Raw genomic sequence first — 12,524 nt, 5'->3', positions numbered from 1 at the left:
GCCGGCGCTCAAGCTCGTGAGCCCTGCTCCCATCGAAGCGGCCCGGCCCGCCATCGAGGTCGCCCATCTGACCAAGGCGTTCTACGACAGCGAGGGCGACCGGGTGACGCTCGCCGTCTCCGATGTCAGCTTCTCCGTGGCACCGGGCGAGTTCGTCTGCATCGTCGGGCCGAGCGGCTGCGGCAAGACCACGGTGCTGCGCATCCTCGCCGATCTCGAGCAGAAGCTCAGCGGCACGGTTGCGCTGCACAGCGCGACGCCGCCGGCCATGGTCTTCCAGGAAGCCTCTGTCCTGCCCTGGCTCACTGTCGCGGAGAACATCGCCTTTCCGCTCAGCCTCAAGGGCGTCTCGCGCGCCGAGCAGGACAAGCGGGTCGCCGAGCTGCTGGCGCTCACCGGCCTGACCGATTTCGCCAAAGCTCGCCCGCATCAGCTCTCCGGCGGCATGAAGCAGCGCGTCTCGGTGGCGCGGGCTCTGGTCGACGATCGCGACATCCTGCTGATGGACGAGCCCTTCGGCGCGCTCGACGAGCAGACCCGGCTCACCCTGCAGCAAGAGCTGCTGCGCATCTGGGAGACGACCGGCAAGACCGTGGTCTTCATCACCCACAGCGTCGACGAAGCGCTGACGCTGGCCGACCGGGTGCTGGTGATGTCACCGCGCCCCGGCACGCTGGTCGCCGACCTCAAAGTGCCGTTCGAGCGCCCGCGCGACGTCGTCGAGATGCGACGCGACAAGTGCTTCTGGGATCTGACCTACGAGGTCTGGCATCTGCTGGCTTCCCCGGCGAGGGCATGAGATGAGCGCCGTTCCCGCCACCCTCACGGAAGACGAACTGCGCCGCCTCAAGGCGCCGGCCCGGCGCGAGCGCTGGTTCGGGCTCGCCTCCTATTTCAGCCCGCTGCTCCTGCTGCTGCTCTGGGAAGTCTCCAGCCAGCTCAACCTGATCGACCGGCGCTTCTTCCCGGCCCCGAGCGCGATCGCTGAGACCGCCTGGCGGATGGTGCTGAGCTTCGAGCTGTTCGACCATATCGGCGCGACGCTCCGCCGTGTCGGCGTCGGCTACGCCATGGGCGCGGTGCCCGGCATCGTCATGGGGCTGATCCTCGGCCTGTCGCGGCCGACCCGGCGGCTGCTCGGGCCGATCTTCTCGGCGCTCTACCCCGTGCCGAAGATCGCGATCCTGCCGCTGATCCTGCTGATCTTCGGCGTCGGCGACGCCTCGAAATTCGTGGTCATCGCCATCGGCGTGTTCTTCCTAATGCTCTACAACACCATGAGCGGGGTGATGCAGACGCCGCAAATCTACATGGACGTCGCCAAGAACGCCGGTGCAAGCCGCTTCCAGACCTTCCGGCGCATCGCCTTCCCCGCCGCCTTGCCGAGCATCTTCACCGGGCTGAAGCTCGCCGCCGGTTCGTCCTACATCATCATCGCCGCGGCCGAGTTTCTGGGCGCGCGCAGCGGCGTCGGCTTCTTCATCTGGGCGTCCTGGCAGACCTTCGCGGTCTCCAGGATGTTCGTCGGCATCGTCGTGATCTCGGCGATGGGCTACCTCACGATCCTCGCGCTGGAGGCGCTGGAGCGGCGCTTCGTGCCCTGGGCGAAGCATTGAGGGGCGCTGGATCATGAGCGTCGACGCCAGCCCGGCCGCCACCGCCCACACGCCGGTTTCGGAGCGCATCTACCTTGCGCTGCGGAGAGAAATCATGCGCTGCGAGATCGCGCCGGGCACGACGCTCGACGCCGCCGCCATCGCCGACCGCTATGAGGTCTCGAAGACGCCGGTGCGCGACGCCATGCAGAAGCTCGCCGCCGACGGGCTGGTCGCGATCCTGCCGCGCAGCGGCTACCGCGTCGCCGCCATCACCTTCCAGGCCGTGCACGAGATCCTCGATTTGCGCGCCGCCATCGGCCCGCACGCGGCCCGGCAGGCGGCGCGCTACGCCACCGCCGCCGAGATCGCCGAACTGCGCGGGATCGTCAGGGAATACGCCGCGCCGCTCGATGTCGGCGCGATGCAGCAGGTGGCGCGGCGCTTCCATGTCGCCATCGCCCGCTGCGCCCGCAACAAGCGCGTCGTCGCCCTTTCCGAGAGCCTGTTCGACGAGCTCGAACGGCTGCTGCGCTTCGCCATCGACTTCACGGTCAAGGCCGGGCAGCACTCCGACGAGCACACGGCGCTGGTCGATGCGATCGAGGCCGGCGACGGCGAGCGCGCCGCCGCGATCGAGACAGCCCATATCCGGCATGCCCGGGAATTCCTGATCGAGCGCCTGATGACGCTGGGCTATCTCTCGGAGAGCGAGATCAGGGTCGGCAGCGCGGCCCGGAGCACAGGCCCGTGATCACGACCCCCACAGCAGTAGCAAAGCTATCGGCGGCGCTCGGCGACGGCTCGGCAGCCACGCTCGCCGCCTCGGCGCTGGTCGAAGCCGACGTGCTCGGCCTGCCGCGCTTCGGTATCGCCATGCTCGACGAATGGAGCGCCGACGCCGCGCCTTTGCCGGCGGCGGGCGAGCCGCAGGCGATCAGCTGGCGCGACTGCTCCGCCTGCTTCGCGCCGCTCGCCGTTGCCTCAGCCACGCTCGACCTTGAAGCCGCTGCCCGGCAATTCGGCCTTGCCGCCGTGTTCCTGCGCGGCATCCGCGGTGTCGGCCGGCTCGCCCCCTTCGTCCGCCATCTCGCCGATGCCGGGCTCGTCGGCCTCGCCGGCGCCGAAGGGCCGCCCTTCGTCGCGCCGCATGGCGGCACGAAGGCCGTGATCGGCACCAACCCGCTCGCCATCGCCATGGGCCGGGGCGAGGGGCGCATCGTCATCGACGTCGCCAGCAGCAGCGCCACCATGGCCGATATCCGCAACGCCCGCGCCACCGGGCAACCCTTGCCGGCCGGGATCGCGCTCGACGCCAAGGGCAGGCCGACCAGCATCGCCGCCGAGGTCGCGGCCCTGCTGCCGCGCGGCGGCCAGGTCGGCTCGCTGCTCGGCCTCGTGGTCGAGCTCATCGCGGGGGTCGCCGGTGGCGGCCGCGGCGATCCGAAGGGGCGCGGCGTTGTCCTCCTCGCCTTCGATCCAGCGGCTGCGGGTGAGACCATAGACTGGCAAGGCAAGCTCGCCGGTTTGAAGAGCGACTGGACGACCGGTGGCGGTCATTGGCCGCGCGGCGGCGGGCTGCCGACAGAGGCGACGCTGGACCCCGACTTCGCCCGGCGTCTCGACGCCCATCTCGACCGCATGACGAGCCGGGGAAACCGGTGATGCAACGGACAAGAGCCTAAATGACGACGCCCACTGCTTCCCGTCCTGTTTTTACGGTCACACCTGCCGATGGTCAGATCGACGAGCCGCGCCGGATCACCGTCACCGGACTTGCCCCCGACGCACTCGTCGCCATCTCCGCCCGGACTTTGCGCTCGCGCGGCGTCGTCTGGGACAGCCAGGCGACCTTCATGGCCGATGCCGACGGTGTGGTTGATCTCAGCCGCGACGCGCCCGTCGGCGGCGACTATGCCGAGGTCTCGGCGATGGGCCTGCTCTGGAGCCAGCACCCGGCCGGCGGCACCAGCCAGGAGCTCTTCGCCGACGACGTCATGCAGCCCTTGTGGACGGCGCTGACCGCCGAGACCGCCGACGGTGCCCGCGCCGAGGCCGAGCTGCTCCAGCGCTTCGCCGCGCCGGGGGTGTCGCGGCGGGAGATCCGCGAGGACGGGCTGGTCGGCACGCTGTTCACGCCGGCCGGTCCGGGTCCGCATCCGGTCGTGGTCGTGCTCAACGGCTCGGGCGGCGGCATCAACGAGCCGCGCGGCGCGCTCTACGCCTCGCATGGCTACCAGGCCTTCGCGCTCGGCTATTTCAAGGCGCCGGGCCTCTCGCCCTTCATCACCGAGACCCCGCTCGAATATCTCGAGACCGGCCTGCGCTGGGCGCATCGCGAACTCCAGCCAAAGGACGGTTTCGTCGCGGTCAGCGGCCAGTCGCGCGGCGGCGAGCTCGCTTTGCTGCTGGGCGCGACCTTCCCCGATCTCGTCTCGGCCGTGATCGCCTATGTGCCCGGCGCCATGGTCCATGGCGCCCAGGGCGCCGGCGATCCGGCGCGCGGCGGCTGGCAGGGCGTGACCTGGACGAGAGACGGCGTGCCCCTGCCGCATCTCTGGCAGGACAATGCCGCCGTGCACTGGCATCCCTGGGCCGGCGATGCCCCGCCCAGTCGGCACCATTCCGTCTTCTTTGAGGGGCTGAAGGACCGCGCCTTGGCGGAGCGCTCTCGCATCCCGGTCGAGAGGATCGTCGGCCCGGTGCTGCTGGTTTCCGGCCGCGACGACCGCGCCTGGCCCTCCAGCCTCTACTCTCGCATGGTCGTCTCGACCCTGAGCCGGCACGGCCATCCCCATCTCGTCCGCCATCTCGATTTCGACGATGCCGGCCACGCCATCAACCTGCCCTTCGTGCCGACGACGCAGCTCAGCCGCGAGCACCCGGTCTCGAAGGTGCCCTACACCAGCGGCGGCACGCCCTCCGGCAATGCACGGGCCGATGACGGCTCCTGGCGCGGCGTCCTCGCCTTCCTGGCCGAGGTCACCGGCCGCTAGCCCGACACTCAGCCGCAAGCAGACATTCCGAGCCTTCGAAGGACAACGACCATGCCGACGCGAGAACATCTGGAAGGCCAGTGGCGCGAATGGCGCCATGCCCATGTCGCCACCATGTTCCGCCCCTATGGCTGGACCGCGCTCGTCGCCCAGTACTGGCTGGAGGAGGACGATCGCGACGTTGCGTTCGAGCTCCTTCCCGGCCGCTGGTCGGTCGAGGGCGGTCGGGTCATCTTCACGCCACCGGCTTCGGGCCCGACCCTGTCGGTGAACGGCGAATACCCCACAGGCCCGGTCGAGATCGTCCCCGGCCGCAACCAGACCTATGGCCATGGCGAGAGCGTCCCGGTCTATTTCGGCGTGAACGAGGTCGAGACCATCGTCCGCACCAAGCATGACGGCAGCCGGCTCTACGGCGTTCGCGTGCGCGACCCGCGCCAGGCGACGCGCCTGGAGGATGCCGGTGTCACCGCCTTCGACTACGATCCGGCCTGGCGCATCCCCGGCGTCTACACGCCGGCGGAGCGCGTCGAGTTCGAGGCCGAGACGGTGGAAGCCGGCGTGCGCGAGACGACGCCGCGCATGGGCACCTTCACCTTCGAGTTCGGCGGCAAGAGCCACACCGTCGTGCTCATCGGCAAGGACACGCCGACCGGCGTGCAGCCCGTCGCCCATGTCCGCGATAGGACCAGCGGCCCGATCACCTATGGCGCTGGCCGCGTCATCGAATTGCAGTTCACTGATGCGGCGAACACCCGCATCGACTGGATCGACTTCAACTATGCGGTGGCGCTGCCCTGCGCCTTCACCAACTTCGTCACCTGCCCGCTGGTGCCGCCCGAGAACCATCTCGATTTCGAGGTGCTGGCCGGCGAGAAGCGCCCGGCGCAGAGCGTGGCGCGGACGACGACGTACCAGCCCCGGGAAAACGGCGCTGCCGAGCTGAGAGCCTGAGGAGGCGCGGGCTGACGCCTGCCGTTTCGAGGTATCGAAGCAATGCGAGGGGGAAGCCGCGACAAAGCGGCCGACCCTGGCTGTCTTGAAAGGCGGTGAGCGGCCGTTCAATATCTTTCTTTCGCCGGCTGGCCCGCAAGCAACAAGATGCTCGGTGAGGAAACGGTATGTCGGATGCCCTGCGCATCGCGCACGGAGCTTTCGGCCGGGTGGCGCTGCTCGACATGGATCGCAGCCTCGTCCGGCACGCGCATCCGCATTGCCATGTCCTGCTGAAGGTCGACGGTGACGACACGCAGTTCCTGGTCGGAGACCATGTCGCGCCGCTGACCGATGATCTCGCCGTGCTGGTCAATGCCTGGGAGACGCATGCCTACGTCCATGATCCCTCGCGCAAGAACGCGCTGATCCTGGCGCTCTATATCGAGCCGGACTGGCTGCGCAGTTTCCGGCCGAACTGGGCGGCGAGCGGCTCGCCCGGCTTCTTCGAGCACTCCGCCGGCGAAGTCAGCGCGCATATTCGCCAGACCGCGCTCGATCTTGCCGCGGAGATGGTGCACGAGCCCGGCGCCAGCCGCCGCCAGGAGGAGTTGCTCTCCGAGCTGATGATCGCCGTGATCGAGCGCTTCACGCCCTGGCGCTCGATCGGCGCTTCCTTGCGCGAGATCGCGCGTTCGAGCGCGGTTGATTTTAGGGTGCGCCGGGCGATCTCGCTGATGCGATCCGACCCCGCAGCGCCGCTCTCGATCGAGCGGCTGGCGAGCGAGGCTGGCCTGTCGCGGGCGCATTTCTTCCGGATGTTCGAGAGCTCGACCGGCGTGACGCCCCACGTCTTCCTCAATGTGCTGAAGGTCGAGCTCGCGGTCGGCGCCGTCGTCGACGGCGATGAGAGCTTCAGCGCGATCGGCGACCGGCTCGGCTTCAGCGCGCCGGCCCATTTCACCCGCTTCTTCCGCGATCATTGCTCGGTGGCGCCGAGCGAGTTCCGCAACGTGGCGCGCCTCGGCCGCTGATTCCTTCGAATTTGAGACTATTCGGTAAGTCGCAAGACTGGGCGGGATCGAACCTGGCCGGCCGATGACCGAACCTTCCCAGGAGGCGCCTCCGTAAGAGCGCCTCCTGGGAGCAGAACGCTGGTGAAGGCTGAAATCATTTCCTGGACGGGTCAGTCCGTGGAGCGCGTCGAGGACGCCGCCCTGCTGACTGGTCGCGGGCGCTTCATCGATGATCTCGGCACCAGGCCGGGCACGCTGCACGCCGCGATCCTGCGCTCGCCGCACGCCCATGCCGACATCCTCTCGATCGAGACCGAGACCGCCGCCGCGCTGCCGGGCGTGGTCGCGATCGTCACGGGCCGCGATCTTGCCAAGCTGACCACGCCGATGGTCGCCGGGCTGAAGATCGCCGCCGAGAACTGGCCGATGGCGCTCGAGCGCGTGCGCTATGTCGGCGAGCCCGTCGCGATCGCGGTGGCCGAGAGCCGCTATCTTGCCGAGGATGCGCTCGACGCGATCGAGGTCGCGTACAAGCCGCTCAAGACGGTCGTCGATCCCGTCGCCAGCATGGGGGAGGGCGCGCCCGTCCTGCACGAGAAGGCCGGTGCGAACCTCGTCAGCGACCGGCGCTTCCGTTATGGCGAGCCCGAAGCCGCCTTCGCCGCGGCCGCGCACACGATCTCGGTCAGCGTCGCCTATCCGCGCAATACCGGGGCGCCGATGGAGACCTTCGGCGTCGTCGCCGACTACGACCCGCATGAGGACGTCTACGACATACTCGCCAATTTCCAGGGCCCGTTCAGCATCCACACCGTGCTAGCGCGGGCGCTGAAGGTCCCCGGCAACCGCCTGCGGCTGCGCATGCCGCCGGACTCCGGTGGCAGCTTCGGCGTCAAGCAGGGCGTCGCCCCCTATGCCGTTCTGATCGGGGTCGCCGCGCGGATCGCCGGGCGGCCGGTGAAATGGATCGAGGACCGGCTCGAGCATCTCGGCGCGGCGGTGGCGGCGACCAACCGCGTCACCGCGCTCAAGGCCGCCGTCTCTGCTGAGGGATGCATCAGCGCGCTCGACTGGGACCAGATCGAGGATTGCGGCGCCTATCCGCGCGCTCCGGAGCCGGCGACGCTCTACCGGATGCATGGCAACATGACCGGCGCCTACGACATCCGCCATGTTGCGATGCGCAACCGCGTCGTGCTGACCAACAAGGCGCCGACCGGGCTGGTGCGCGGCTTCGGCGGCCCGCAGGTCTATTTCGCGCTGGAGCGGCTGATGCAGCGCATCGCCGTCGAATTGCAGCTCGATCCGCTCGACGTCATCCGCCGGAACCTGATCCCGGCCGGCGCCTTCCCCTACCGCACCGCCACCGGCGCGCTCTACGACTCCGGCGACTACCAGGCGGCGGTCGAGCAGGCGGTCGCCGGCCGCCTCGCCGAGCTCGAACAGCGCCGCGATGCAGCGCGCGCCGCCGGCAAGCGCTACGGCATCGGCTTCGCCGCTGCGGTCGAGCCCAGTGTCTCCAATATGGGCTACATCACCACCGTGCTGACCGCCGAGGAACGGCGCAAGGCCGGGCCGAAGAACGGCGCGCAGGCGACGGCGACGGTCTCGATCGATCCGGTCGGCTCGGTCAGCGTCCATGTCGCCTCGACGCCGCAGGGCCAGGGCCACCGCACCGTTCTGGCGCAGGTCGTCGCCGACATCTTCGGTCTGCCGCATCGCGACATCAGGGTCGTCGCCGATCTCGATACCGGCAAGGATGCCTGGTCGATCGCCTCCGGCAATTATTCCAGCCGCTTTGCTGCGGCGGTGGCCGGCGCCGCTCATCTCGCCGCGATCCGCTTGCGCGACAAGCTCGCCTTGATCGCGGCGGACCAGCTTAAGGCCGAGTCCACGCAGATCGGCTTTGCCGGCGGCGCGGTCTTCGCCAAGGGCAATCCGGACAAGACCATCCCGTTCGGCCGTGTCGCGGCGCTCTGCCACTGGGCGCCGGCGCTGCTGCCTGATGGTGTCGACCAGACCATCCGCGAGACCGCCTTTTGGACGCCGCCGCAGCTGACGGCGCCGAGCGAGGGCGACGAGATCAACTCCTCGCTCTGCCATGGCTTCATCTTCGACATGGCCGGCGTCGAGGTCGATCCGGCCAATGGCAAGGCGCGGATCGACCGCTATGTCACCATGCATGACTGTGGCCGCGTCCTGCATCCCGGCATGGTCGAGGGCCAGATCCGCGGCGGCTTCGCCCAGGCGCTTGGTGCGACCTTCTACGAGGAGCTCGCCTATGCCGAGGACGGCGCCTTCCTGACCGGCACCCTCGCCGACTACCTGCTGCCGACCGCGACCGAGACGCCGGACATCGAGATCCTGCACATCGAGACGCCGTCGCCCTTCACGCAGCTCGGCACCAAGGGCGTCGGCGAGGGCAACTGCATGTCGACGCCGGTCTGCCTGGCGAATGCGGTCGCCGATGCGCTCGGGGTCTCCGAGATCAACCTGCCGCTGACCCCGGCCAGGCTCGCGGCACTCGCCGCCGGGCCCGAGCCGGCCCAGCCAGAGACCGGCCGTGCGGTAGTGCCTGCCGCCAGGCCGGGCGATCGCAGCCTGCGCGGCGAAGGCGAGGCGAGGGTCGCCGCCGCACCCGCGGCGATCTGGGCGATGCTGCTCGACGTCGACACGCTCGCCTCGATCATCCCCGGCTGCCATGGCGTGGAGAAGCTGTCCGACACGCATTTCAAGGCCGATGTCACGCTCGGCGTCGGCCCGGTGAAGGGGCGCTACAAGGCCGAGATCAAGCTCTCGAACCTCGACGAGCCCAGGGCCGCGACCTTGACCGGCTCGGTCTCGGGCGCGCTCGGCACCGGCGGCGGCTCCGGCCGCGTGACGCTGACGCCTGATGGCGCTGGCGGCACCGTGATCGGCTACGCCTATGAGGCGGCTGTCGGCGGCAAGGTCGCGGCGATCGGCGGGCGCCTGCTCGACGGCGCGGCCAAGGCGATCATCGGCCAGTTCTTCGCGGCGCTGGCGCGCAAGGCGTCGCCGGGCAAGCCCGGCCTGCTCGCCCGCCTGTTCGGGAGGCGCGCATGAAGCCCGCGCCCTTCGACTATCTGCGCGCCGGCAATCTCGACGAGGCCCTGGCAACGCTCGCCGAGCATGGCTCCGAGGCGCGGATCATCGCCGGCGGCCAGTCGCTGTTGCCGATGCTGAACATGCGCCTGGCCAAGCCAGCCGTGCTCGTCGACATCATGGGCGTGGCCGGGCTCGGCGAGGTCCGGCGCGAGGGCGAGATCATCGTCGTGCCGGCCGGTGTCCGGCAGGCGGCGCTGCTGCAGCGGCCGGGCCTTGCGAGCGAGCAGCCGCTGCTGGCCGCCGCCTTGCCCTGGCTCGGCCATTACCAGACCCGGGCGCGCGGCACGGTCTGCGGCTCGGCCGCCCATGCCGATCCCAGCGCCGAGATTCCGCTCTGCCTGGTCGCGCTCGCTGGCGAGGTCCGGCTGCGTTCCCGCCGCAAGCGCCGCGTGCTCAAGGCGGCCGACTTCTTCGCGGGCATGATGGTGACCGGGAAGGCCGATGACGAGCTGATCGAGGCCGTCGCCTTTCCGGCTGCCCGGCCCGGCACCGGCTATGCCTTCAACGAGGTGGCGCGCCGGCATGGCGACTTCGCCATCGTCGGCTGTGCGGCGATGGTCGAGGCCGGGCAGATTCATCTCGCGGTCGCCGGTGTCGCCGACAAGCCTGAGCGCCGGAGCTGGCCGCGCCTGGACGGTTCGGCGCTGGACGATGCGCTCAACGCCTTCGCCTGGGAGCTCGACGCCCGCGAGGATCTCCATGCCAGCGCCAGGCTGCGCCGCGACCTCGTCCGCACCCTCGGCCGCCGCACGATCGAGGAGGCCGGCCGATGCCTCGCCTGAGCGCCGCCACCCGCCACCGCGTCGGCTTCACGCTGAACGGCAAGCCCGTCTCGGTCGAGGCCGAGCCGCGCCTGCTCGCGACCGACGCGCTGCGCCACGACATCGGCGCTACCGGCACCCATGTCGGCTGCGAGCACGGCGTCTGCGGCGCCTGCACCATCCTGATCGACGGCGCGCCGGCCCGCGCCTGCCTGACGCTCGCCGTCCAGCTCGAAGGCCGGGAGGTCACTACGGTCGAGGGGCTGGCGCCGGCGCAGGATCGTCTCTCGGTGCTGCAGGCCGCCTTCCGGAGGCACCACGCATTGCAATGCGGCTTCTGCACGGCCGGCATCCTGATCTCGCTCGACGCCTTCCTGCGCGAGCAGCCGGAGCCCAGCGAGCAGGAGCTGCGCGAGGTCGTCGGCGGGCATCTCTGCCGCTGCACCGGCTACACCCCGATCATCGCCGCCGCAGTCGAGGCCGCTGCCCTGCTGCGCCGGGAATCCCAGACCATTGCCCAGACTATCGCCTTGGAATCCCTCGATGTTTGACCTCGGGACCAGCTTCACTGCCAGCGTGGCGCGTACCCCCGACGCACTCGCCATCGTCGATGGCGAGGTCCGCCTGAACTATACGCAATGGCTGGCGCGCATCTCCTCGCTCGTCGCCGCCTTCGACGGCATCGGGCTCAAGGCCGGCGACCATTTCGTCAGCGTGCTGCAGAACCGCTGGGAAGCGGCGAGCCTGCACTGGGCCTGCCAGTTCGCCGGGCTGATCATGACGCCGATCAACTGGCGGGCGAAGCCGGACGAGATCGACTTCGTGCTGGAGAATGCCGGCGCCAAAGCGATCGCCTTCGAAGCCGTCTCCGCTATTGCCATGGCCGAGAGCACACTCGGCGCGAGCCTGCCGCGGATCGCGGTCGGCAGCGATGCCGGCCCTGCCGATCTGAGCTTCGGCGAGATGATCGGCAATCAGGCGCCGACCGCGACGCCTCGCGCCGGCGCCGAAGACTGGTCGCTGATGCTCTATACTTCCGGCACCACGGCCAAGCCCAAGGGCGTGCCGCGGCGGCACCGGGCCGAGCGCATGGCCGCGCTCGCCCATGTCGCGCAGAACCTCTACGGCAATGGCGAATGCACGCTCGGCGTCATGCCGCTCTATCACACGATGGGGGTGCGCTCGCTGCTGGCGATGTCGCTGATCGGCGGCAGCTTCGTCTGCCTGCCGCGCTTCGATGCGGCGCGGGCGCTGGAGCTGATCGAGGCCGAGCGCGTCAGCAATCTCTATCTCGTGCCGACGCTCTATCATGACGTCGTCCATCACCCGCGCTTCGCCGGGAGCGACGTCTCCTCGGTGCGCAAGCTCGGCTTCGCCGGCGCGCCGATGACCGACGGGTTGCTCGGCAAGCTGACCGAGGCGTTCAGGCCCGAGCTCTTCGTCAACCATTACGGCTCGTCGGAGATCTACACCTTCACCCTCAACCAGAAGGCCGCGGCGAAGCCGGGTTGCGCCGGCAAGGCCGGGCTCAACCAGCTCATCCGTGTGGTCCGGCTCGGTGCGGCCTCGGCCGCGGAGCTGGCCCGGCCCGGCGAGGAAGGCGAGATCATCGCGCTTGCCGCCAGCGACGAAGCCTTCGAGGGCTACTGGCGCCGGCCCGAGGCCGACGCCAAATCGCTGCGCGACGGTTGGTACTTCACCGGCGACACCGGCTATTTCGACGAGGACGGCGATCTCTTCGTCACCGGCCGCGTCGATGACATGATCATCACCGGCGGCGAGAACGTCTCGCCGGTCGACATCGAGAGCTGCCTGTCGCTGCACCCGGCCGTCTCCGAAGTCGCCGTGGTCGGCCTGCCCGACGAGCGCTGGGGCAAGATCGTCGTCGCCTTCGTGCAGCGCGCCTCGGCCGTCACCGCCGAGGAACTCGACCGGCATTGCAAGATCTCCGGCCTCGCCAATTTCAAGCGTCCGCGCCGCTACGAGTTCGTCAAGGCGATCCCGAAATCGCCGGTCGGCAAGCTGCTGCGCCGCCAGCTCGTCGCCGGCGAGTACGAGCCCGAGCGACCCGATCTCGCCGCCGAATGATCCCAACCC

Annotated in this window: 11 protein-coding genes; all 11 read left to right on the top strand. The window is 69.7% G+C overall.

The window, feature by feature from the left end; translation table 11 throughout:
- Positions 1-16 precede the first annotated feature (16 nt).
- The 11 genes from BMZ69_RS04565 (at position 17) to BMZ69_RS04515 (ending at position 12,515) form a co-directional block, all read left to right on the top strand.
- Positions 17-799: an ABC transporter ATP-binding protein gene (locus BMZ69_RS04565; protein WP_244543204.1), complete on the top strand. Its 783-nt coding sequence runs from the start codon at positions 17-19 to the stop codon at positions 797-799.
- A 1-nt stretch (position 800) separates the two neighbouring features.
- Positions 801-1,616, top strand: coding sequence for an ABC transporter permease (locus tag BMZ69_RS04560; protein ID WP_092155295.1), 816 nt, complete (start codon positions 801-803; stop codon positions 1,614-1,616).
- 13 nt (positions 1,617-1,629) lie between these two features.
- Entirely contained in the window at positions 1,630-2,349 is a 720-nt protein-coding gene (locus BMZ69_RS04555; protein ID WP_092155293.1) for a GntR family transcriptional regulator, read from the top strand.
- Positions 2,346-3,260 carry an Ldh family oxidoreductase gene (locus tag BMZ69_RS04550; RefSeq protein WP_092155291.1) on the top strand — a complete coding sequence of 305 codons (915 nt, stop codon included), beginning with the start codon at positions 2,346-2,348 and terminating at the stop codon, positions 3,258-3,260. The genes BMZ69_RS04555 and BMZ69_RS04550 overlap by 4 nt, the downstream gene beginning before the upstream one ends.
- Positions 3,261-3,280: 20 nt before the next feature.
- A complete protein-coding gene (locus BMZ69_RS04545; protein WP_092155289.1) occupies positions 3,281-4,591 on the top strand; it encodes an acyl-CoA thioesterase/BAAT N-terminal domain-containing protein in 1,311 nt (436 codons plus the stop codon).
- Between the two features lie 51 nt (positions 4,592-4,642).
- On the top strand, positions 4,643-5,545 hold the full coding sequence (locus BMZ69_RS04540; protein ID WP_092155287.1) for a DUF1684 domain-containing protein: 903 nt from the start codon (positions 4,643-4,645) through the stop codon (positions 5,543-5,545).
- A 167-nt stretch (positions 5,546-5,712) separates the two neighbouring features.
- Entirely contained in the window at positions 5,713-6,558 is an 846-nt protein-coding gene (locus BMZ69_RS04535; RefSeq protein ID WP_092155285.1) for a helix-turn-helix domain-containing protein, read from the top strand.
- Between the two features lie 123 nt (positions 6,559-6,681).
- On the top strand, positions 6,682-9,624 hold the full coding sequence (locus BMZ69_RS04530) for a xanthine dehydrogenase family protein molybdopterin-binding subunit (RefSeq protein ID WP_092155283.1): 2,943 nt from the start codon (positions 6,682-6,684) through the stop codon (positions 9,622-9,624).
- Positions 9,621-10,448 carry an FAD binding domain-containing protein gene (locus tag BMZ69_RS04525; RefSeq protein WP_092155281.1) on the top strand — a complete coding sequence of 276 codons (828 nt, stop codon included), beginning with the start codon at positions 9,621-9,623 and terminating at the stop codon, positions 10,446-10,448. Before BMZ69_RS04530 ends, BMZ69_RS04525 begins: the two co-directional genes overlap by 4 nt.
- Positions 10,436-10,978: a (2Fe-2S)-binding protein gene (locus BMZ69_RS04520; protein WP_092155279.1), complete on the top strand. Its 543-nt coding sequence runs from the start codon at positions 10,436-10,438 to the stop codon at positions 10,976-10,978. The genes BMZ69_RS04525 and BMZ69_RS04520 overlap by 13 nt, the downstream gene beginning before the upstream one ends.
- Complete coding sequence (locus tag BMZ69_RS04515; RefSeq protein ID WP_092155277.1) at positions 10,971-12,515, top strand: AMP-binding protein; 1,545 nt, start codon at positions 10,971-10,973, stop codon at positions 12,513-12,515. Before BMZ69_RS04520 ends, BMZ69_RS04515 begins: the two co-directional genes overlap by 8 nt.
- Positions 12,516-12,524: the final 9 nt, after the last annotated feature.

The organism is Allobosea sp. CRIB-10 (genome assembly GCF_900112185.1).
Classification (GTDB): Bacteria; Pseudomonadota; Alphaproteobacteria; order Rhizobiales; family Beijerinckiaceae; genus Allobosea.
This window is presented reverse-complemented; position numbering and strand designations above follow the sequence as displayed.